This window comes from Nocardia sp. NPDC058176 (assembly GCF_042883805.1).
In the GTDB taxonomy this organism is placed as follows: domain Bacteria; phylum Actinomycetota; class Actinomycetes; order Mycobacteriales; family Mycobacteriaceae; genus Nocardia.
In genome coordinates, this window is record NZ_JBHVVA010000001.1 from 50399 (window position 1) to 71376 (window position 20978).

At 69.8% G+C, this 20978-nt stretch carries 16 protein-coding genes and 1 pseudogene; 13 read left to right on the forward strand and 4 right to left on the reverse strand.

What is annotated here, in order from left to right; genetic code table 11:
- Window positions 1–33: 33 nt before the first annotated feature.
- The 4 genes and pseudogenes from ACFVVM_RS00275 to ACFVVM_RS00290 all read left to right on the forward strand — a co-directional run bounded on the left by ACFVVM_RS00275 (window position 34) and on the right by ACFVVM_RS00290 (window position 5127).
- On the forward strand, window positions 34–2331 hold the full coding sequence (locus ACFVVM_RS00275) for an FdhF/YdeP family oxidoreductase (RefSeq protein WP_387611267.1): 2298 nt from the start codon (window positions 34–36) through the stop codon (window positions 2329–2331).
- Window positions 2332–2354: 23 nt separating this feature from the next.
- Window positions 2355–3218, forward strand: a complete 864-nt coding sequence (gene map, locus ACFVVM_RS00280) for a type I methionyl aminopeptidase (protein ID WP_387611269.1) — start codon at window positions 2355–2357, stop codon at window positions 3216–3218.
- Between the two features lie 124 nt (window positions 3219–3342).
- Window positions 3343–4386, forward strand: a pseudogene (locus tag ACFVVM_RS00285) (cobyric acid synthase); the annotation flags it as partial.
- A 156-nt stretch (window positions 4387–4542) separates the two neighbouring features.
- On the forward strand, window positions 4543–5127 hold the full coding sequence (locus ACFVVM_RS00290; RefSeq protein WP_387616669.1) for a hypothetical protein: 585 nt from the start codon (window positions 4543–4545) through the stop codon (window positions 5125–5127).
- A 96-nt stretch (window positions 5128–5223) separates the two neighbouring features.
- On the opposite strand, the gene ACFVVM_RS00295 is transcribed toward ACFVVM_RS00290, so the two are convergent.
- Window positions 5224–5976 carry an SDR family oxidoreductase gene (locus ACFVVM_RS00295; protein ID WP_387611272.1) on the reverse strand — a complete coding sequence of 251 codons (753 nt, stop codon included), beginning with the start codon at window positions 5974–5976 and terminating at the stop codon, window positions 5224–5226.
- A 127-nt stretch (window positions 5977–6103) separates the two neighbouring features.
- Here ACFVVM_RS00295 and ACFVVM_RS00300 point away from each other — a divergent pair, with 127 nt between their 5' ends.
- Both ACFVVM_RS00300 and ACFVVM_RS00305 read left to right on the forward strand, forming a co-directional pair.
- Window positions 6104–7018: a LysR family transcriptional regulator gene (locus ACFVVM_RS00300; protein WP_387611274.1), complete on the forward strand. Its 915-nt coding sequence runs from the start codon at window positions 6104–6106 to the stop codon at window positions 7016–7018.
- Between the two features lie 185 nt (window positions 7019–7203).
- Window positions 7204–7767, forward strand: coding sequence for an alpha/beta hydrolase (locus ACFVVM_RS00305; RefSeq protein WP_387611276.1), 564 nt, complete (start codon window positions 7204–7206; stop codon window positions 7765–7767).
- A 1-nt stretch (window position 7768) separates the two neighbouring features.
- Here the strand turns inward: ACFVVM_RS00305 and ACFVVM_RS00310 are convergent, their stop codons facing one another.
- Window positions 7769–8797: an alpha/beta hydrolase gene (locus ACFVVM_RS00310; protein WP_387611278.1), complete on the reverse strand. Its 1029-nt coding sequence runs from the start codon at window positions 8795–8797 to the stop codon at window positions 7769–7771.
- A gap of 252 nt (window positions 8798–9049) precedes the next feature.
- Here ACFVVM_RS00310 and mqo point away from each other — a divergent pair, with 252 nt between their 5' ends.
- The 7 genes from mqo (at window position 9050) to ACFVVM_RS00345 (ending at window position 18593) form a co-directional block, all read left to right on the forward strand.
- Complete coding sequence (gene mqo, locus ACFVVM_RS00315) at window positions 9050–10564, forward strand: malate dehydrogenase (quinone) (RefSeq protein WP_387611281.1); 1515 nt, start codon at window positions 9050–9052, stop codon at window positions 10562–10564.
- Window positions 10565–10576: 12 nt separating this feature from the next.
- The gene (locus tag ACFVVM_RS00320; RefSeq protein ID WP_387611284.1) at window positions 10577–11026 is read left to right on the forward strand and encodes a GNAT family N-acetyltransferase; all 450 of its coding nucleotides are present in this window, start codon (window positions 10577–10579) and stop codon (window positions 11024–11026) included.
- 252 nt (window positions 11027–11278) lie between these two features.
- Complete coding sequence (locus ACFVVM_RS00325; RefSeq protein WP_387611287.1) at window positions 11279–13435, forward strand: magnesium chelatase subunit D family protein; 2157 nt, start codon at window positions 11279–11281, stop codon at window positions 13433–13435.
- Window positions 13436–13635: 200 nt separating this feature from the next.
- Entirely contained in the window at window positions 13636–14250 is a 615-nt protein-coding gene (cobO, locus tag ACFVVM_RS00330) for a cob(I)yrinic acid a,c-diamide adenosyltransferase (RefSeq protein ID WP_387611289.1), read from the forward strand.
- A 94-nt stretch (window positions 14251–14344) separates the two neighbouring features.
- Complete coding sequence (locus ACFVVM_RS00335; protein ID WP_387611292.1) at window positions 14345–15979, forward strand: cobyrinate a,c-diamide synthase; 1635 nt, start codon at window positions 14345–14347, stop codon at window positions 15977–15979.
- A gap of 160 nt (window positions 15980–16139) precedes the next feature.
- Window positions 16140–16607, forward strand: a complete 468-nt coding sequence (locus ACFVVM_RS00340) for a cobalamin biosynthesis protein (RefSeq protein ID WP_387611295.1) — start codon at window positions 16140–16142, stop codon at window positions 16605–16607.
- Between the two features lie 387 nt (window positions 16608–16994).
- Complete coding sequence (locus ACFVVM_RS00345; RefSeq protein ID WP_387611298.1) at window positions 16995–18593, forward strand: TROVE domain-containing protein; 1599 nt, start codon at window positions 16995–16997, stop codon at window positions 18591–18593.
- Between the two features lie 108 nt (window positions 18594–18701).
- Here ACFVVM_RS00345 and ACFVVM_RS00350 read toward each other — a convergent pair whose 3' ends face one another.
- Both ACFVVM_RS00350 and ACFVVM_RS00355 read right to left on the reverse strand, forming a co-directional pair.
- A complete protein-coding gene (locus ACFVVM_RS00350; protein WP_387611301.1) occupies window positions 18702–19793 on the reverse strand; it encodes a hypothetical protein in 1092 nt (363 codons plus the stop codon).
- 21 nt (window positions 19794–19814) lie between these two features.
- Window positions 19815–20945, reverse strand: coding sequence for a phosphotransferase family protein (locus ACFVVM_RS00355; protein WP_387611304.1), 1131 nt, complete (start codon window positions 20943–20945; stop codon window positions 19815–19817).
- Window positions 20946–20978: the final 33 nt, after the last annotated feature.

The window sequence follows — 20978 nt, forward strand, 5'->3', positions numbered from 1 at the left end:
CGCTCGACGAGGCCGGCTGGAACAATGGGCGACATGACCTCGATCGAGGACCCCCAGGACAAACTGACCGTCACGCCGCCCAAGAAGTGGGCGGCGGGCGTCCCCGGTGTCGTGCACGCGATCGAGTACTCGCTGTCGCAGACCACCCCCGCGCGCACGGCGCTGACCCTGCTGAACATCAATCAGACCAAGGGCTTCGACTGCCCCGGCTGCGCGTGGCCCGAGCCCAAGCACCGCCACCGCAACGAGTACTGCGAGAACGGCGCCAAGCACATCAACGACGAGGCGACCACCCGCCGCGTCACCGCCGAGTTCTTCGCGACCCATCCGGTCGCCGAACTCGACACGATGTCGGACTACTGGCTCAACCAGCAGGGCAGGCTCACCGAGCCGATGGTGAAGCACCCCGGCGCCACGCACTACGAGCCGATCGGCTGGGACGGCGCCCTCGACCTGATCGCCACCCACCTGCGCGAGCTCGACTCGCCCGACGAGGCCCTGTTCTACACCTCGGGGCGGGTGAGCAACGAGGCCGCGTTCCTGCTGCAACTGTTCGCCCGCGCCTACGGCACCAACAATCTGCCCGACTGTTCGAACATGTGCCACGAGTCGAGTGGTTCGGCGCTCAACGAGACCCTTGGCGTCGGCAAGGGCAGCGTGTCGCTGGAGGACATCTACGAGGCCGACCTGATCTTCGTCGTCGGCCAGAATCCTGGCACCAACCATCCGCGCATGCTCTCCGCGCTCGAGGAGACCAAGCGCAACGGTGGCAAGATCGTCGCGGTCAACCCGCTGCCCGAGGCCGGCCTGATCCGGTTCAAGAACCCGCAGGTGCCGCGCGGGGTGATCGGGCGCGGCACGGCCATCGCCGACTGGTTCCTGCAGATCCGCCCCGGCGGTGATCTCGCGCTGTTCCAGATGCTCAACCGGCTGCTGCTCGAATCCGAGGACGCGGCACCGGGCACCGTGCTCGACCACGAGTTCATCGCGTCGCAGACCAGCGGGTTCGACGCGTTCGCCGCGCACGCCTGGCGGATCACCTGGGACGACGCGCTGCGCGCGACCGGGCTCACCCGCACCGAGATCGAGCAGGTGCGCAGGCAGGTGCTCGCCAGCAAGAAGATCGTCGTGTGCTGGGCGATGGGTCTCACCCAGCACAAGCACGGCGTGCCGACCATCCGCGAGATCGTGAACTTCCTGCTGCTGCGCGGCAATCTGGGCCGTCCCGGCACCGGGGTGTGCCCGGTGCGCGGGCACAGCAATGTCCAGGGCGACCGCACCATGGGCATCTGGGAACGGATGCCGCAGTCGTTCCTCGATGCGCTCGGCGCGGAGTTCGCGTTCACCCCGCCGCGCGAGCACGGGGTGGACTCGGTCGGTGCGATCCGCGCCATGCGTGATGGTGCCGCGAAGGTATTCATCGGCGTCGCGGGCAATTTCGCGCGCGCCACCCCCGACAGCGAGGTCACCGAGGCCGCCCTGCGGCGATGTTCGCTGACCGTGCAGATCTCCACCAAACTCAACCGCTCCCACACGGTGTGTGGCGAGACCGCGCTGATCCTGCCCACGCTCGGCCGCAGCGATCGCGACATCCAGGCCTCGGGTGAGCAGTTCGTCACCGTCGAGGACTCGATGAGCGAGGTGCACGCCTCGCGCGGGCGCCTCGACCCCGCCTCGCCCACCCTGCTGAGCGAGGTGGCGATCATCGCCGGGCTGGCCCGGCGCACCCTCGGTGACGGCGGCAGCATCCCGTGGGCGGAGTTCGTCGCCGACTACGGCACCATCCGCGAGCGCATCGCCCGGGTGGTGCCGGGCTTCGCGAACTTCAACGAACGCGTCAGCGAACCCGGTGGTCTGCGGCTGATCAACCCCGTCAACGAGGGGGTCTATCGCACCGCCACCGGCAAGGCGCGATTCACCTGCAACGACTTCACCGCGCCCGACGTGCCACCGGGGCACCTGCTGCTGCAGTCGCTGCGCTCCCACGACCAGTGGAACACCATCCCGTACGCGAACAGTGACCGCTATCGCGGCATCCACGACGCCCGCCGGGTGGTGCTGGTCAACCTCGCCGACCTGACCGAACTCGGGATCGGCGACGGTGACGTGGTCGACATCGTCAGCGTCTGGCACGACGGCGTCGAGCGGCGCGCCCGTAATTTCATCGCCGTCGCCTATCCGGCCAGTCGCGGATCGGCGGCCGCCTACTACCCGGAGACCAACGTGCTCGTGCCGCTCGACAGCGTGGCCGACATCAGCAATACGCCGACGTCGAAGGGCATCGTGGTCCGGCTGGAGCCATGGCCCGACGGCGCCGAGTCGCTGAGCTAGCCGCTCTGGATACACTCTCTGCTATGTCCGTGCGCACCCGTCAGCCACTCGTTCCCGGCACCCAGTCGCCGATCCGGGACGTCCCGCGTTCCATCGAGCGCCCCGAATACGTGTGGAAGAAGACCGCCAACGAGGGCAACGAGCCCTGGGTGCAGACGGCCGAGACCATCGAGAAGATGCGGATCGCGGGCAAGATCGCCGCGCAGGCGCTGGACGAGGCGGGCAAGGCGGTGGCTCCCGGCGTCACCACCGACGAGCTGGACCGCATCGCGCACGAGTACATGTGCGATCACGGCGCCTACCCCTCGACGCTGGGGTACAAGGGCTTCCCCAAGTCCTGCTGCACCTCGCTCAACGAGGTCATCTGCCACGGCATCCCCGACTCGACCGTGATCGAGGACGGCGACATCGTCAACATCGACGTGACCGCCTACATCCACGGCGTGCACGGCGACACCAACCGGACCTTCCTCGCCGGGAACGTCGACGAGGAGGTGCGCCTGCTGGTCGAGCGCACCGAGGAGGCGACCAACCGGGCGATCAAGGCGGTCAAGCCGGGCCGGGCGCTCAATGTCGTCGGCCGTGTCATCGAGGCCTACGCCAACCGCTTCGGCTACGGCGTGGTGCGCGACTTCACCGGGCACGGCGTCGGCCCCACCTTCCACAGCGGCCTGGTGGTCCTGCACTACGACCAGCCCTCCATCGAATCGGTCATCGAACCGGGCATGACCTTCACCATCGAGCCGATGATCAACCTCGGCGCCATCGACTACGACATCTGGGACGACGGCTGGACCGTGGTCACCAAGGACCGCAAGTGGACCGCCCAGTTCGAGCACACGCTCGTGGTCACCGAGACGGGTGCGGAAATCCTGACGCTGCCGTGAGCCGGTCGCCCGGCTACTCCGGCGCGCGGTCGGCTCGGCGGATCGTCGACGGGACGCGTGCGGCATCCGATCGCGGACCCGGGGCGCCGACCTCGTGGCGGTCGCGGTGGTGAGCCGCGCCGATCTGCGCGGAGCGTTGCTCATCGCGGGCACCACCTCCGACGCCGGGAAAAGCGTTGTGGTGGCAGGGATCTGCCGGATGCTGGCGCGGCGCGGGGTGCGAGTGGCGCCATTCAAGGCGCAGAATATGTCCAACAACTCCGTCGTCACTCTCGATGGCGGGGAGATCGGGCGAGCGCAGGCGCTCCAGGCGCGGGCGTGTGGGTTGGAACCGAGCGTGCGGTTCAACCCGGTGCTGTTGAAGCCGGGTAGTGATCGGCGATCGCAACTCGTGGTGCGCGGCAAGGCTGTCGGAACCGTCGGCGCGCGTGACTATTTCACGCGCCGCCAGCAGTTGCGCGAGGTGGTCGCAGCCGAACTCGCCTCGTTGCGTGCGGAATTCGATGTGGTGATCTGCGAGGGTGCGGGTTCGCCCGCTGAAATCAACCTGCGTGCCACAGATCTGGCGAACATGGGCCTCGCGCGAGCTGCCGATCTCCCCGTGTTGGTGGTGGGCGACATCGATCGCGGCGGGGTGCTGGCTCACCTGTTCGGCACGGTAGCCGTCCTGGAACCCGAAGACCAGCAACTCATCTCGGGCTTCGTCGTCAACAAATTCCGTGGTGACGTGTCCCTGCTGCAACCCGGCCTCGACCAGCTGACAACCCTGACCGGCCGCCCGACCCTCGGCGTGCTGCCCTTCGCCGAAGACCTCTGGCTCGACGCCGAAGACTCCCTCGGCACCATCGCGGGCACCCCCGTCGGCCGCCCCGGTCCACCGCACGGCACCGAATGGCTCACCGTCGCCGCCATCCGCCTCCCGCGCATCTCCAACTCCACCGACATCGAAGCCCTCGCCTGCGAACCCGGCGTCGCCGTGCGCTGGGCCGACGCCCCCCACCAGCTCGCCACCGCCGACCTCGTGGTCCTGCCCGGCTCGAAGGCGACGGTCTCCGATCTGGAATGGCTGCGCGCCAAGGGAATCGACGCCGCGCTGCGCGCGCGTGCCGCCGCCGGACGGCCGATCCTGGGTATCTGCGGCGGCTACCAGATACTCGGCCGCCGCATTGTCGACGGCATCGAGTACTTCGGCGCGCCTGCTCAGTCGTCCGCCGGACCCGTCGCCACGGAACGCGCCGATGACCCGTCCGGAGCGGCCGACCGGGTCCGAGCCGTCGACCCGGCTGGAGCCGTCGACCCGGACGACCGGGCCGAAACCGGCGCCGTGACATCCGATGACGCCACGGCGGTACCGCCGCCTGCCACGCGGTTGGATCCACCCCGGACCGATCACGAACGGGCACCGGCGCCCGCCGCGCGATCGGTCCCGCCGCGGACCGATCACGAACCCTGGGTGGCCGCCGGACTCGGCCTACTCGACCTCGACATCGAATTCGCCGACCCCAAGATCGCCCGCCAGGTCACTGGTCGCGCGGGGGACACCCCTGTACACGGCTACGAAATCCACCACGGCCGTGTCCACCGCACCGGCGACCACGCTTGGCTCACCATCGACGGTGCCCCTGAAGGCAGTGTGCGCCAAGCGATCTGGGGCACCCACGTGCACGGCCTGCTCGAATCCGACGACTTCCGGCGCCACTGGCTCACCGAGGTCGCCGCCCGTGCCGGACGTACCGGGTTCACCGTCGCGCCCGACACCTCGGTCGCCGCGATCCGCACCGCCCAACTCGACCTGCTCGCCGACCTGATCGAACAGCACGTCGACCTCGACGCCCTGGACCACCTGATCCGGCACGGCGCCCCCGCCGACCTCCCGGTCATCCGCACCGAGACGCCCAGCGCTCGCTGAGCCGCGTACTCACAGCCGGTGGCGTCGCCTCGGCCGGGCGCGATCCGGTGACGGCCGAGACGATCCGCGTCGCTCGCTCGGTGCGGGTCGGCGGTCCTACCGGGTGGTGTAGCCGCCGTTGGCGAAGATGGTCTGGCCGGTGACCCAGCCGCCCTCGGTGACGAGGAACTCCACCAGCGGGGCGATGTCCTCGATGCGGGTCAGGCGGCCGCCGAGGGCCTGGGACTTGTGGAACTCCACGCGGTCCGGGGTTTCCTGCGGGTAGAAGAACGGGGTGTCCATAGGACCAGGAGCCACGTTGTTGACCGTGATGCCACGGTCGGCGAACTCCTTGGCCGCGGCGCGGGTGAAGTGTTCGACGGGGCTCTTGGCGCCCGCGTAGGTGGAGTAGCCGTCGGTGAACGCGGCCAGCAGGGAGGTGACGATCGTGACGATGCGGCCGCCGTCGTTGAGGCGCTTGCCCGCCTCCTGGAGGAAGAAGTAGGCGGCCTTGGCGTTGATGTCGAACATCGCGTCGTAGTCGGCCTCGGTGGTGTCGAGGATGGGCTTGCGCAGCACCTTGCCGACGGTGTTCACGGCGATGTCGACCCCGCCGAACTCCGCGACCGCGGTGTCGAACAGGCGCACGACGTTGGCGGGCACGGTCAGGTCGGCCTGGAACTTCACCGCCCGCACCCCGGCAGCCTGCGCCGCGGCGACGGTCTTGTCGGCGTCGGCTTCGCTGGCGTCGCTGTTGTAGTGGACCAGCACGTTGGCGCCGTCCTCGGCGAGGGTGGTGCTGATCAGCCCGCCCAGGTTCTTGGCCCCCGCGGCCACCACGGCGGAACTCCCGGTCAAAATGCCTGCCATCGATCTGTCCTCTCGTCGGTGTCGCTTGCTCCTACTCTCTCGACGTTAGGCAGCCATAGAACAAATGGGAAACAGTACTTTCTGACCTTTCCACAAACATTGTTTGTGCACAGCTAAGGTGCTGGTCATGGACGACCACCGGGCACCGCGAGCGGACAGACCGCTGGACCTGCATCGGCTCCAGCAGTTTCTCGCCGTCGCCGAGAACGCCGGATTCACCAGTGCCGCAGCACAATTGCATCTCACCCAGCAGGCGCTGAGCACCGCCATCCGGCAGCTGGAACGCCAACTCAGCGTGACCCTGTTCGACCGCACCGGCCGCCGCCTGCGCCCCACCGCGGCGGGAGAGGTGCTGCGGGACGGCGCGCGCGCCCTGCTCGCGGCCGCGGCGACGCTGGCCGAACAGACCTACGAGGCGGGCACCGCCACGCCACGGCCGTTCGTCATCGGCCACACCCCGGCCATCACCGCCGAGGAGGTCTATCTGCTGCTCGCCCCGGTCCGCGCGCGACTGCCCACCGCCTCGGTGACCGCGCGCCAGATGTTCCCCGACGCCCTGGTCCCCGCGCTCTACGACGGACAGATCGACCTCGCCCTGCGCCGCGGCGTGGCGATGCCCGCCGACCTGGCCTCGGCGATCATCGCCTACGACCCGGTCCGCGTCGCCGTCGCCCACACCCACCACCTGGCGAAACGCGACCTCGTGCGAATCGATGACCTGCGCACTGAATCGGTCATCGTCTGGGCCCCACCCGGCCACTCGTTCTACACCGACTTCCTGCTCAGCACCTGCCGTCGCGCCGGTTTCGAACCCCGATTCGTGGTCAACCGCATCCAGGGCACACCACCGATCACCGCCGTCGCCGACAACGACTACGTCGCGTTCGTGACCGCCCCCAAGGGCCCGGCCCTCGGCGGCCTGGTCCACGTGATCGACCTCGCCGACCCCCCACTGGCCCCCACCCAGGCCCTGTGGCTGCCACACACGGTCTCACCGGTCCGCGACCTGCTCACGGTGCGGAGCCCCGCCGTCGGCGAGTGACTGGTGTCCGCCGCGCGATCGGATGTGCGGCCGCTCTCGGTGGCCCGCCCGCGCCGCCCGTTGTGACAGGTCTGTCAATTCGGGCGGTCCGCGCTGGGAAACCGCAGGACACGGCCGGAAACCGACCGGCCGGGCGGAGCGGAACACCCTGCCGTGTTCAGCCGCGCCGTGTACCGTACACCGGCATGAAATCTCGGCAGATCACGGTCGGTGACCGGGCCTGGACAGTGCGGGTCGACGGTCCCTCATCGCGGCACAATGTGCTGCTGCTTCCCGATGCGGACGACCCTGCCGACGTCTTCGACCAGGTGTGCGCCCGGCTGCACGAATCGGATCTGCAGACCGTGGTGGTGGAGTCCGTCGAGGGGCTCGACCCGGCGGCCGTGCACGCCATTCTCGACGAGCTCGAACTGCCCTACGTCAACGTGGCCGGGCGTGGCGCCGGAGCCGCGCTGGCCTGGCGGGTGTGCGCGGGGCGGTTCGGCCGGTTCATGAGCCTGGTCGTCGCCGATCACGGGCACCCGGCCGTGGCCGACGCCGAGGGCAATGCCCCCGACGCGGCCTGTCCGCCGCTGGAGCTGCCCGTCACCATGCTGGTCACCAAGAGCCTGCCGCGCGCGGTCGCCGACGCTTCCGGTCGCTATGTGTACGGCGAGTTCCGGGTGGTGCCGCTCGAGGTCGACAACATCGCCACCGAAGCGGGCCACGAGCTGGCCACCGAGATCGTGCTCCGCACCAGCCTGTGGTGAGTCAGCTCTTCCGATAGGTGGCCAACCAGTCCAGCCAGCTGTCGGTTTCGGCGAAGGCGTTGGCGCGCACCGCTTCCGAGGACAGGAAGACGTCGTGGCGGGCGCCGTCGATCGGGACGATCGTGGTGCGCTCGCCCAGGCAGCCGGCCCAGCGCTGGATCTGCTTCACATCGAGCACCGCGTCGGCCACGTCGACGGCCGGGCTGTGCGCGCGGGCGAACTTGGTCAGGCGCGAACGCAGGATCAGCGCGGGCACGCCGATCGTCAGGCCCTGGTGCAGGCGGGCCTGACCCCGTCGGATCGCCCGCAGCCAGCCCAGCCGTACCGGTTCCCCGGTCAGTGGCTTCCAGTCCAGGTTGTAGTCCCATTCCCCGGCGCGGGTGTGGTGCAGGCTGTCGCCATAGGCGGTGCTGATCCCGCCGGGCAGCTCGGCGAACGCGCGGAACCGGCCGACGGCATTGATCACCGGCGTGCCGACCGTGCGGTAGTACGAGGGGCCCTGCAGATCGAACCAGGGACTGTTGAGGACGACGCCCACCACGCCCGCCGCCGCGACACCACCCGCGGCTTCGAGCCGGTCCAGCCACAGCGGCACGATCAGCCCGCCGGTCGAATGCGCGACGATCAGCACATCGTTGCCGGTCTCGGCACGCGCGATCCGCAGCGCCTCGTCGAGCTCCGCGTCGTAGAGCGCCAGATCGCTGACGTAGTGCGCGCTCTGCCCCTCACGCCGCGAGCGCCCGCATTTACGCAGGTCGAGAGCATAGAAGCGGTGGCCGCGCGCCGCGAAGTGCTCGGCCAGATGCTCCTGGAAGAAGTAATCGGTGAACCCGTGCAGATACAGCACGGTGGGCTCGGTCGCCGGTGCCGCGTTCTCGGGGAGATAGCGCACCAGCGTGGCCACCACCGCGCCCTCACCGTCGGGGTCGGGGCCCAGCGGCAGGGTCCGCTGCTGATAGTCGGTGCCGAGGACATCGGATCGCCACTGCTCGTCGGTCCGGTCGGTGGTACCGATGGTTTCGTTCGTCACACCGCTCAATCTATCGCGCGGTCGTGGCGACGTGCAGTGTTGGTTTACGTCACATTCGGGAGGTCGGTTGCAGAAGTCCGGACGGCTGAGGTGCACAATTGGCATCAGGTGAACGACGGGTAACCTACCTCCCGGCGATTCACCGCGAGTCGCATGAACACCGCCAAAGCGCCCGCGCCAAGCCAACTCACCCGCCGGTGGGTAGCTGAGAAGGACAAGGAAGTCGATCTACCCGTGCCGAACGCTGCGAAGATGGAAAAGACCGATGTAGTTCTGATCGGTGCAGGCATCATGAGTGCCACGCTGGGCACGCTGCTGCGGCAGCTGCAGCCGGATTGGTCGATCTCGGTGTTCGAGCGGCTCGACGCCGCCGCCGCGGAGAGCAGCGATCCGTGGAACAACGCGGGTACCGGCCACTCCGCCCTGTGCGAGCTCAACTACAGCCCGCAGAACGCCGACGGCTCGGTCGACATCGGCAAGGCCGTCGACATCAACGAGCGCTTCCAGGTCTCGCGCCAGTTCTGGGCCTCCGCGGTCGACACCGGGGTCCTCGACGGCCCGTCCGGGTTCATCAACCCCATCCCGCACGTCAGCTTCGTGCACGGCGCCGACAACGTCGACTACCTGCGCAAGCGCTACGAGGCCCTGGCCCCGCACCCGCTGTTCCGCGGCATGGAGTACATCGACAGCCCCGACGAGTTCGCCGCGCGCCTGCCGCTGATGGCCAAGGGCCGTGACTTCTCCGATCCGATCGCGCTGAACTGGACCGACGGCGGCACCGACATCGACTTCGGCGCGCTCACCAAGCAGCTGCTGGCCTACCTCGGCCGCGCCGGCGGCGAGATCGCCTTCGGTACCGAGGTCCGCAACCTCGACAAGCAGTCCGACGGCAGCTGGAACGTCACCGTCCGCAACCTGCGCACCTACCGGTCGCGCACCCTCAACGCGAAGTTCGTCTTCGTCGGCGCCGGTGGTGGCGCGCTGCCGCTGCTGCAGAAGTCGGGCATCGCCGAGGCCAAGGGCTTCGGTGGCTTCCCGATCAGCGGCCAGTTCCTGCGCTCGACCAACCCCGAGCTGATCGCCGCGCACGAGGCCAAGGTGTACGGCAAGGCCGCCGTCGGCGCGCCGCCCATGTCGGTGCCGCACCTGGACACCCGCGTCATCAACGGCCGCAAGGGCCTGCTGTTCGGCCCCTACGCGGGCTGGACCCCCAAGTTCCTCAAGGACGGTTCCAACACCGACCTGTTCAAGTCGATCAAGCCGAACAACATCGGCTCGCTGGTCGGCGTCGGTCTCACCGAGCTGGGTCTGACCAAGTACCTCGTCGAGGAGCTGCTCAAGTCGCAGGCGGGCAAGGTCGGCGTGCTCGAGGAGTTCCTGCCGCGTGCCCAGGGCCGCGACTGGGAGCTGATCACCGCCGGTCAGCGAGTGCAGGTCATCCGCCGCAAGGGCGCCGGAGGCGTGCTCGAGTTCGGCACCGCGGTCATCTCGGCCGAGGACGGTTCCATCGCCGGTCTGCTCGGCGCCTCCCCGGGCGCCTCGACCTGTGTGACCGCCATGCTCGACGTCATGCAGCGCTGCTTCCCGCGTGAGTACGCGGAGTGGACGCCGCAGCTGAAGGAACTGATCCCCTCGCTCGGCGTGAAGCTCTCCGAGGACCAGGCCCTGTTCCAGGAAGTCTGGGACTGGACCAACAAGTCGCTTCAGCTCGTCGAGTCGGACGACACCGCCGCGCAGCCGGGCGTCGCGAGCTTCGCGCAGGTCTGAGGGCTCGACCCGATGATGTCGACGGTCGCGCTGAAGCGGTCATGGGCGGCGGATCTCGACACCGCCACTCTGTACCGGCTGTTGCGGTTGCGCGTCGACGTGTTCGTCGTCGAACAGGAATGCGCCTATCCCGAGCTGGACGGGCGTGATCTGGAACCGCGCACCCGGCACCTGTGGCTCGATGACGACGGTGCGGTCGTCGCCACCCTGCGCCTGCTCGAGGAGCAGGTCAACGGGGTGCGCGGGTTCCGCATCGGCCGGGTGTGTGTCGCCCTCACCGCGCGCGGACACGGGTACACCACTCGCCTGATGCAGGCCGCCCTGGCCGAAACCGGTACGGACACAGTGCGATTGGATGCGCAGTCGCACCTGGTCGACATGTACGCCAAGTTCGGTTTCGAGGTGGACGGCCCCGAGTACGACGACGACGGGATCATGCACGTGCCGATGCGGCGCGGCTGACACGGTCGACGGAGCGCCGGACGTCGCGTCCGGCCGGGCCGGGCGACACACGATGCGCCCCGGCGGAGGCTCCTCGACACGGCCGGAACACCTGGACGGTTGATCATCAGGCACTGAGGTAAGTATCGGCCGAGAAGCGAAATGCACCAGAGCCTGGTGATCGACTGTCCAGGTCGGGGGTGTAGGGGTTTCGGCGGTCGGGGTTCGACGCCCGGAGGTCGGGCGTGGTCGGCGCGCGCATAGAGTTGGGGCGTGCCTGGTTTTGCTGATGTCGCCGCTGGTCCGCACACCGCCGCTCGCTCGGCGGGTGAGGCGGGGTTCCCGTTCTCGGCTGTCGTCGGGCAGGAGCGGTTGCAGCTGGCGTTGATCTTGTCGGCGGTGCACCCCGGGATCGGCGGGGTGCTGGTGCGGGGCGAGAAGGGCACCGCCAAGTCGACCGTGGTGCGCGCGCTGGCCCAGCTGCTTCCGCCGGTGGTCGACGAGACCGGTGCCCGGCCCGCGCGGCTGGTGGAACTGCCGGTCGGCGCCACCGAGGATCGCGTGGTCGGCTCGCTGGATCTCGAGCGGGTGCTGCGCGACGGCGAGCAGGCGTTCCGGCCCGGCCTGCTGGCCGCGGCCCATCACGGCGTGCTCTATGTCGACGAGGTGAACCTGCTGCACGACCACCTGGTCGACGTGCTGCTCGACGCGGCGGCGATGGGGCGGGTGCACGTCGAACGCGACGGTGTCTCGCATTCGCATCCGGCACGGTTCGTCCTGGTCGGCACCATGAACCCCGAGGAAGGCGAACTGCGTCCGCAGCTGCTCGACCGCTTCGGCCTCACCGTCGACGTGGCCGCCTCCCGCCAGGTGGACACCCGCATGGCCGTGGTGCGCAGGCGCCTGGACTACGAAGCCGACCCGGCCGGATTCGCCGCCCGCTACGCCGACGCCGATCAGGTGGTCGCCGAACGGATCCTGACTGCCCGCGACCGGCTGCCCGAGGTGGCCCTGGACGACGGGGAACTGCGCCGGATCGCGGCGCTGTGCGCGGCCTTCGACGTGGACGGAATGCGCGCCGATCTGGTCGTCGCCCGGACCGCCACCGCGCATGCCGCCTGGCGCGGGCGCGATCGGGTGACCGAGGACGACGTGCGCATCGCGGCCGAACTGGCGCTGCCGCACCGGCGCAGGCGTGATCCGTTCGACGAGCCCGGCATCAGCGAGGAACAGCTCGACGAGGCGATGCAGGCGGCCGCCGACGAGGTCGAGAATGCGGCTGCGGCACAGGATTTCGACGAGTCGTCGGTAGCCGACGACGGTGATGAGGCGGCACGGCAGCCGGAGCAAGGTGATCGGGGGCAGGACCGAGGCGATGTCGACGACTCGGACGGCCCGAACGGACCGGACAGCCGTGACCGCAGCCCGATCGACGGTCGGCCTGCCGATGGTCCGCAGGACGGTATCCCCGACGGCGACGGCCCTGATGACGATGGCCCGGACGGTGGCGGTCCCGATGGCGGCGGCCCCGACGACGGCCCTGGCGGACCGCCCAAGGGTGGCCCCGGTTCGGGTTCGCGTCCGGGCGCGGAAAGCCTTTCGGGCACACCGGGTTCGGCGAACAAGCCCGCCCCGCGCTGGGAGGTTCCCGGCATCGGTGAGGGTGCGCCCGGTCGCCGTTCGCGCGCGCAGACCCGCACCGGTCGCATGGTCCGCCCCGACACCGACACCTCCACCGGTCTGCACCTGCTCGGCACCATCTTCGCCGCCGCCCCACGGCAATTCGAGCGCGGCCGGTTCAGCGGCCCGCTCGCCCTGGCCACCGAGGATCTGCGCGGCGCGTATCGCGAAGGGCGCGAAGGGAACCTGGTCGTCTTCGTGGTCGACGCCTCCGGTTCGATGGCTGCCCGCGACCGTCTCACCGCCGTCACCGGCGCCATCGTCACCCTGCTGCGCGATGCCTACCAGCGCCGCGACAAGGTCGCCGTGATCAGCGTGCGCGGCAGCGAAGCCGAACTCGTGCTGCCCCCCACCTCCTCGGTCGACATCGCCGTCCGCCGCCTGGCCGGCCTGCGCACCGGCGGCAAGACCCCCCTCGCCGCTGGCCTGCTGAAGGCCCGCGAGGTGATCGCCCGCGAACACGTCCGCGACCCCCGCCGCCGCCCGATGCTGGTCCTGCTCACCGACGGCCGGGCCACCGGCGGCATCGACCCGCTACCCCGCGCCCGCACCGCCGCCCGGCTGCTGGCGGGCGAGGGCCACACCGCCATGGTCATCGACTGCGAACGCGGCATGATCCGCCTCGGCCTCGCCGCCGACCTCGCCCGCGACCTCCGCGCCCGCTACCTGCGCCTGGACGAACTCACCGGCGACACCGTCGCCGACGTGGTCCGCGGCTCGTCCCACGGCCCCGCGGCCCGCGCCGCGTAACCGGCGTCGGTGCCGCGGGCGCTCGACCGGACCTGATCGACCGGTGACCTGTGCGCGGGTGCCGCCGCCGTGCCCGTCCGGGCGCTCGGGTGGGCGTGGGCGCGATGCCGGGACCTCGAGTGGCTGCCTGATAGAAAGAGGGGCGAACCGGCCCGGTGGCCGGGTCGTGGACAGCAGTGCGCCGAGATGAGGAGTTTCCTGTGCCCAAAGGTGTTCCGGAGGTCGTTCCCGAGGACGGGCTGACCACGCGGCAGCGGCGTAACCAGCCGGTGCTCGCGGTGCACACGGGGCCGGGCAAGGGGAAGTCGACCGCGGCGTTCGGGATGGCCCTGCGGGCCTGGAACCAGGGGTTCGACGTCGCGGTGTTCCAGTTCGTGAAGAGCGCCAAGTGGAAGGTCGGTGAGGAAGCCGCCTTCCGCACCCTGGGCACGCTCCACGAGGAGACCGGGGCCGGGGGCGCGGTCGAATGGCACAAGATGGGTGAGGGCTGGTCCTGGACCCGCAAGCACGGCACCGAGGAGGACCATGCGGCCGCCGCCCTGTCGGGCTGGCAGGAGATCGCCCGCCGCATCGCCGCCGAACAGCACCGCTTCTACGTTCTCGACGAGTTCACCTACCCGCTCAAGTGGGGCTGGGTCGATGTCGACGAGGTGGTCGAGACCCTGACGAACCGCCCCGGCAACCAGCACGTGGTCATCACCGGCCGCGACGCACCCCAGGCCCTGATCGAGGCCGCCGACCTCGTCACCGAGATGACCAAGGTGAAGCACCCCATGGACGCGGGCCGCAAGGGCCAGCGCGGTATCGAATGGTGAGTGCGCATCCCGCCGACCGCACGCGCGCGCCGATACCCATCGGTCGGCACGCACTTGGTCTCGACCTCCGACGGCCGAGCCCGGGCGGTGTTCGGTGAGCGCGCCGGCGGTGGTGATCGCCGCTCCGGCTTCGGGTAGCGGGAAGACGACGCTGGCAACCGGGCTGATCGGTGCGTTGCGGCGGGCCGGGCATCAGGTGGCGCCGTTCAAGGTGGGGCCCGACTACATCGATCCCGGCTATCACGGGCTCGCGGCGGGCAGGCCAGGCCGCAACCTCGATCCCGTGCTGGTGAGGGAGGAGCGGGTGGTTCCGCTCTACCGGCACGGTGCGCAGGGATGCGATATCGCCGTCGTCGAGGGCGTCATGGGCCTGTTCGACGGGCGGATCGACGAGAACCGCACCGAGGCCGTGGCCGAGGGTTCCACCGCGCAGGTGGCGAGTCTGCTCGGGGCGCCGGTGGTTCTGGTGGTCGACGCGCGGGGGCACTCCCAGAGCCTGGCCGCCCTGCTGCACGGCTTCGCCACCTTCGACTCCTCGGTGCGCCTGGGCGGGGTGATCCTCAACCGGGTCGGCAGCGAACGCCACGAACAGGTCCTGCGCGCCGCTTGCGACCGCGTCGGCATCCCCGTCCTCGGCGCCCTGCCCCGCATGGCCGAACTCGAAGTGCCGTCCCGCCACCTCGGCCTCATCCCCGCCGTCGAACACGGCACCGCCGCCACCGTCGCGGTCGACGCGATGACCGAACTCGTCGCGGCCCACGTCGACCTGCGGGCGATCGTCGCTCTGGCCGGTGGATCCGTGCACGGCCCGGCCTGGGATCCGGTCACCGAACTCGCCGCGGCCGCTGAGCACGCCTCGCGCATTGCACCGATGTCGCGCGCGGCGGGGATTGCCGAAGACTTCGTCGCTCCGGGTGAGGAGCCCTCCGATGCCGACGCGATGACCGAACTGTCGGCAGAACTCACCCCCTCAGGGCCTGGTTCGTACCAGCAGCTGACACGAACACCTGCTGATGGACGCGATGAGGGGGCAGCCCGCAGGCTACGCTCGGGGGCCCACACGCCGCTCGGAGTGGTGGCCGATGCTGCCGGTGACCCGGACGACAGGTCAAGCTCGAGACCGGTGCCGTTGATCGCGATGGCGGGCGGGCCCGCCTTCACCTTCGGGTACGCCGAGCATCGCGAACTCCTGATCGCCGCGGGAGCCCAGGTGGCCGTGTTCGATCCTCTGTATGACGAATTACCCTCCGGTACAACAGGATTGGTGCTGCCGGGTGGATTTCCGGAGGAGCATGCCGGTCAACTCTCGGCCAACGAGCGGCTCCGCACCGCGATCGCCGACGGCGCCGCCCGCGGCCTGCCGATCCACGCCGAATGCGCGGGCCTGCTCTACCTGACCCGCACTCTCGACGGCCACCCGATGGCCGGTGTGCTCGACGCCGACGCCGAATTCGGCCCCCGCCTGACCCTCGGCTACCGCGACGCCGTCGCCCTGCACGACTCCGCCCTCTGGCGGGCCGGTGCCAGGGTGCGCGGCCACGAATTCCATCGCACCCGCCTCGTCCGCACCGGCGTCGAGAGCGCCGCTTGGGGTTGGCGCGCAACAGGTTCCGTTGCCGAAGGTGCCGTGGTGCGGCAGGTGCACGCCTCCTACCTGCACACCCACCCGGCGGGAAACCCCGATGCCATCGCCCGATTCGTCGCGGCCGCACAACGATTCGGGCAGTGATCGTGCCGCGGCACGTGTTGACGACGACGGAAGACGCACCGCGGCCGATCGAACACCTGCGCGATACGCGGCAGATCCAGTCGACTGGCGGCGTGCCGTGGTCGACCGGTGTTGCGCCGTGGCCGATGAACGGCTCGGCCCGGTGGGAGCGGAGAAGCGCATGACCTCGGACCTCGGTGGGGGCGAATCCGATGTCGCGGCAGGAGATCAGAGGTCGGAGTGTGCACACGGACCAGGTTCTGGTGCCGTCGCTGTCGGCATCGGGGTCCGGCCAGGGACGGAGTCGGCGCGCATCGTTCACGCGGTCGAAGCGGTGGCGGGGAAGACCCCCATCGCCTGCCTGGCGACACTCGATCGACGTGCAAGCGAACCCGGGGTTCGCGCCGCGGCCGCCGCACTCGGCGTCGCGCTGGTCGGGTTCACCGCCGAGCAGCTGTCCGGCGTCGACGTGGAATACGACTCGGGTCGCACCGCGGCCGCTGTCGGTACCCCGAGTGTTGCCGAAGCGGCGGCGCTGCTGGCGAGTGGTGGCGAGATCGTTTTCGGGAGAACAATTGTCGATGGGATCGTCGTTGCCGCCGCGAGGATGTCACCGCGAACAGCGGGCGACCGATCCGCCCCGAATTAATTCGCTGGGCAAGATCGGCTCCGCGCAGTACCGTCATTTCCAGCAGTCACACAGCGGACCGGAACTGATCGGTTACCACTTCTAATGGGGATGTCGCGGGTTCGAATCCCGCCCACCACCGCGAGGTGGTGGTAGCTCAGCTCGGTAGAGCACCATCCGGTCGGAAACACACGTCCGCCGTGTGACTGCGCCATTGTTGAGCAGGACGGACCGGATTCGGTCGGTTTTCTGGTACGGCCTTCGGGTCCAGCGGGTTCGAGCCCCGCGGGTGGAAAGTGATTTCCGCCTTTTCGGCCGGGAACACACGTCCGTCCGCTCAACACAGCATGCCCCGGTGGGTCCCGGGGCCGAAACATCTACGCCGATACGAGTATCGGAGGGGGAACAATGAACATTCTGTCGCGCTTTTCTCGTCGCACCACGTCGCAGAACCTGCCTGCCGATGCCCGTCAGGTGGTCAACAGCGCGGGCGGGTACGTCTTCGAGATCACCCCGCGGGCCCGGTTGCGCCGCTTCCTCACCCTCGGCACCGAGGGCGGAACGTACTACGTGCGCGCCGAGGCGCTGACCGCCGACAACGCCGATTTCCTCCTCGACTACGCCGCCGAGCACACCGCCGACCTGGTCCGCGAGATCGTCGAGATCTCCACCTCCGGACGCGCGCCGCGCCAGAACCCCGCGCTGTTCGCGCTGGCGGCCGCCGCGTCGCTCGGTGATGTCGATGGCCGCCGGGCCGCGCTCGCCGCCCTGCCGCTGGTCGCGCGCACCGGCACCCACCTGTTCCTGTTCGCCGGGTACGCCGAGCAGTTCCGCGGCTGGGGTCGTGGTCTGCGCCGCGCGGTGGCGAACTGGTACCTGGACAAGCCGGTCGCGGACGTGGCCTTCCAGGCCGTCAAGTACCGGCAGCGTGAGGGCTGGTCGCACCGTGACCTGCTGCGGCTGTCGCACCCGGCGGCCACCGACGACGAGCGGCGCAGGCTCTTCGACTGGATCTGCGGCCGCCCCGCGGACCTGGACGGCCTGGCCCTGGTCGACGGTTTCCAGCGCGCGCAGTCGGCGCCGGTCGAGCGGATTCCCGAGCTGGTGCGCGAGTACCGGCTGAGCTGGGAGATGCTGCCCGACGCCGCGCTGAGCGCACCGCCGGTGTGGGAGGCGTTGCTGGACAACGGCATTCCGCAGACGGCACTGCTGCGTCAGCTGCCGCGACTGACCCGCCTCGGTCTGCTCGACCCGCTCGGGCCGCGCACCGCGGCGATCTGCGCGCAGCTCACCGACCCGCAGCGCCTGCGCAAGGCACGGGTGCACCCGGTCGCGGTGCTGATCGCCCTGCGCACCTACGCCGCCGGGCGTTCGGCGCGGGGCGCGGGGACCTGGACGCCGTCGGCACCGGTCGTCGACGCGCTCGACGCCGCGTTCTACGCGTCGTTCGGCACCATCGAGCCGACCGGCCTGCGCCACCTGCTGGCGCTGGACGTGTCCGGCTCGATGACCGCCCCGATCTCGGGACTGCCGCTCTCGGCGCGTGAGGCCTCGGCCGCGCTCGCCCTGGTCACGGCCCGGACCGAGCCCGAGCACCGGATCGTCGGGTTCACGGCCGGGCGCTCGGGCGCACGCCGGAGCGACGGCCTGTCGCCACTGTCGATCTCGCCGCGTCAGCGGCTCGACGACGCGGTGCGGGCGGTCTCGGATCTGCCGTTCGGTGGCACCGACTGCTCGCTGCCCATCCTGCACGCGCTGGACAAGGGCATCGAGGTGGACGTGTTCTCGATCTACACCGACAACGAGACCTGGGCGGGGTCGGTGCACCCGCACCAGGCGCTGGCCCGCTACCGCCGCGAGGTGAACCCGCGGGCGAAGCTGGTGGTGGTCGGGATGACGGCGACGAAGTTCAGCATCGCCGACCCGGACGACGCGGGCATGCTCGATGTCGCCGGATTCGACGCCGCCGTGCCGTCGCTACTGGCCGACTTCGCCACGGCTGCCTAGAGATTCGGCTGTCCGAGGCGCCGTCGGCCCGGCGTTCGGGAAATCGGTGCCGCCGCGACCTCGTTGTCGCGGCGGCGCCTTTCCTCTCGCGCGAGAGGTCCGCCGTCGTCAGGGGGCGACAGCGGACCAATCGGCGAAACCGGTGGGGTCGTGGCGACCCATCGAGGCGTGCTCGAACAGGCCCCAGCCCTCCGCGTCACCGCAGCGGGCATAGCCGATGTGGTCGATCACGCCGTAGGGGGTGCGGCCGATGATCGCGGGGTCGGTCAGGTCGTAGGAGCTCGACAGCGACCAGTTCTCGCCCATCCAGCGGCCGTGCGTCCAGTCGGGGTCGGCGCCGTAGCCACAGCCCACGTGCAGGGCGATGCCGGGGCGCGACTCGATCTCGACTTCCAGGGGCTTGCCGTCGGGGGTCGTCATGTCCAGGCGCAGCGATTTGGGATGGCGGGTGCCGGACTCGTAGACCCAGTGCATCCGCGGCCAGCCCAGCTGTTCCTTGCGGCCGTCGTTCCAGATCCGCACCGCGTTGTTGAGCGTGCGGGTGCCGTCGGGCTCCTCCTGGACGATCACCACGATCGAGAAGTCCTGGAAGCGCAGCGGCGCGTACAGCCACCAGAAACCGTCCATCCCGGTGGGGCGGCCCGCGGGTTCGGGCTCACCCGAGGGTCGGATGCCCCAGGAGCGGTCCCGGCTGCCGGTCCAGACCGCCGGGTCCACGGTGTGGTCGCGTCCGTCGACGGCGAGGGTGCCCGCCCACGAACCCAACTGGGCGAACCGGGACGCCTCGATGATCGGCCGGGTGCCCGACAGGATCAGATGCGGCTGCTCCTGCACCGCCTGCTGCGCGCCGGTCCAGGTGAGATCGAAGTTCAGGTCGTCGTGCTCGCACACCACCCGCAGCTTCTGCAGCGGTTCGAGCACCTCGATCCGGTAGCCGCCGACGGCGGTGTTCAGATCACGCGAGGCGAGCGCGTCGGAGAAGCGCACGGCGCGCTGGGTGTCGCCGTGGCGCACCGTGGCGAACGCGTCGACCACCCCGAGGTTCGGGTACACGCCGAACCCGGTGATCAGCATGGTGTCGCCGGCGGGATCGAAGGCGTTGAAGTAGTAGCGGTCGTAGAAGTTACGGTCGCTGGTGGCCGCCCTGGCCAGCGAGAGCGGGGTCTGATGGACGGGGTACTCGTCCAGGGGTACCGGCATGATCGCCATGGTCGAAGCTCCTCAGTCCCACTCGTAGCTGCCGTCGAGCAGAGCCTCGAGGCTGAGCCGGTGCATCACGTAGTCGTCGAGATCGGCGGGCACGGTGTCCTCGCCGAAGTGGATCATCCGGCGCTTGATCCGCGCCATCACGATCGCGTGCCGCAGGGCGGCGTAGATGATGTAGAAGTCCAGGTTCTGGACCGAATGTCCGGTCAGCTCCTCGTATTTCGCCACCACCGCGTCGCGGCGCAGGAAATCGGGCAGGCCGGGCTGATCGAAGCGGGTGGCGATGTCCTGGAAGAAGCGGTGGATGAAGATCACCCAGCCCAGATCCAGCTCGCGCGGGCCGAAAGTGGCCATCTCCCAGTCCAGTACCGCGGCGGGGGTGAAGCCGTCGAACAGGATGTTGCCCGGGCGCGCGTCACCCCAGTTGAGGACCTCGGGACCGGTCTCGGCGGGCCAGTTCTCCTCCAGCCACGCGAAAGTCCGCTCGATCAGCGGGATCTCGACGCCGTCGTCGGTCAGCGCCCACCGGTACCAGGCGCGCTGGGCCTCGAAATGCCTGCGCAGCGCAGAACCCTCGCCGTCGAGCGCGGGGAAACGCCGGGTGATGTCATCGATGGCGTGCACCTGGGCGATCACCTCGACGGTCGCGTCGGCGATCCGCGCGCGCTCCTCGACGGTCGCGTCGAAGACCCAGCCGAAGAACACATACGGCGGATTGTCGGCGGCGACCCGGCCCTCGATCTTCTCCATCACGAAGAACGGTGTGCCGAACACGGATTCGTCGAGTTCGAGCCAGCGCAGCGGCGGCACCGCGACCGGGGAGGCCTCGGCGACCCCGGCCATCACCTGGTGCTGCAGCGCCAGGTCGTAGGACTGGAACACCGGGAACGAGCCGTCCTCGGGCGCCATCCGCGCGACGAACGACCCGCCGTCGGCGACCCCGCCCACCGACCACGCGGCATCGAACAGAATCGTGGTGCTCGACATGCCGCCGGTGGACGGCTTGCTCAGATCGGTGACCTTCGGTGGCGCGTCGGCGCCGACCTTGCCGGACAGCCACTGCGACAACTGCTCGGCGAGTTCGTCGAGATCACGCTCGGTGACGGTGAGCGACTGTTGCGCGGTCAGGTCCGGATCGTCGGACATATGTGAGATACCCCTGTCGGCGAGATGTAACGC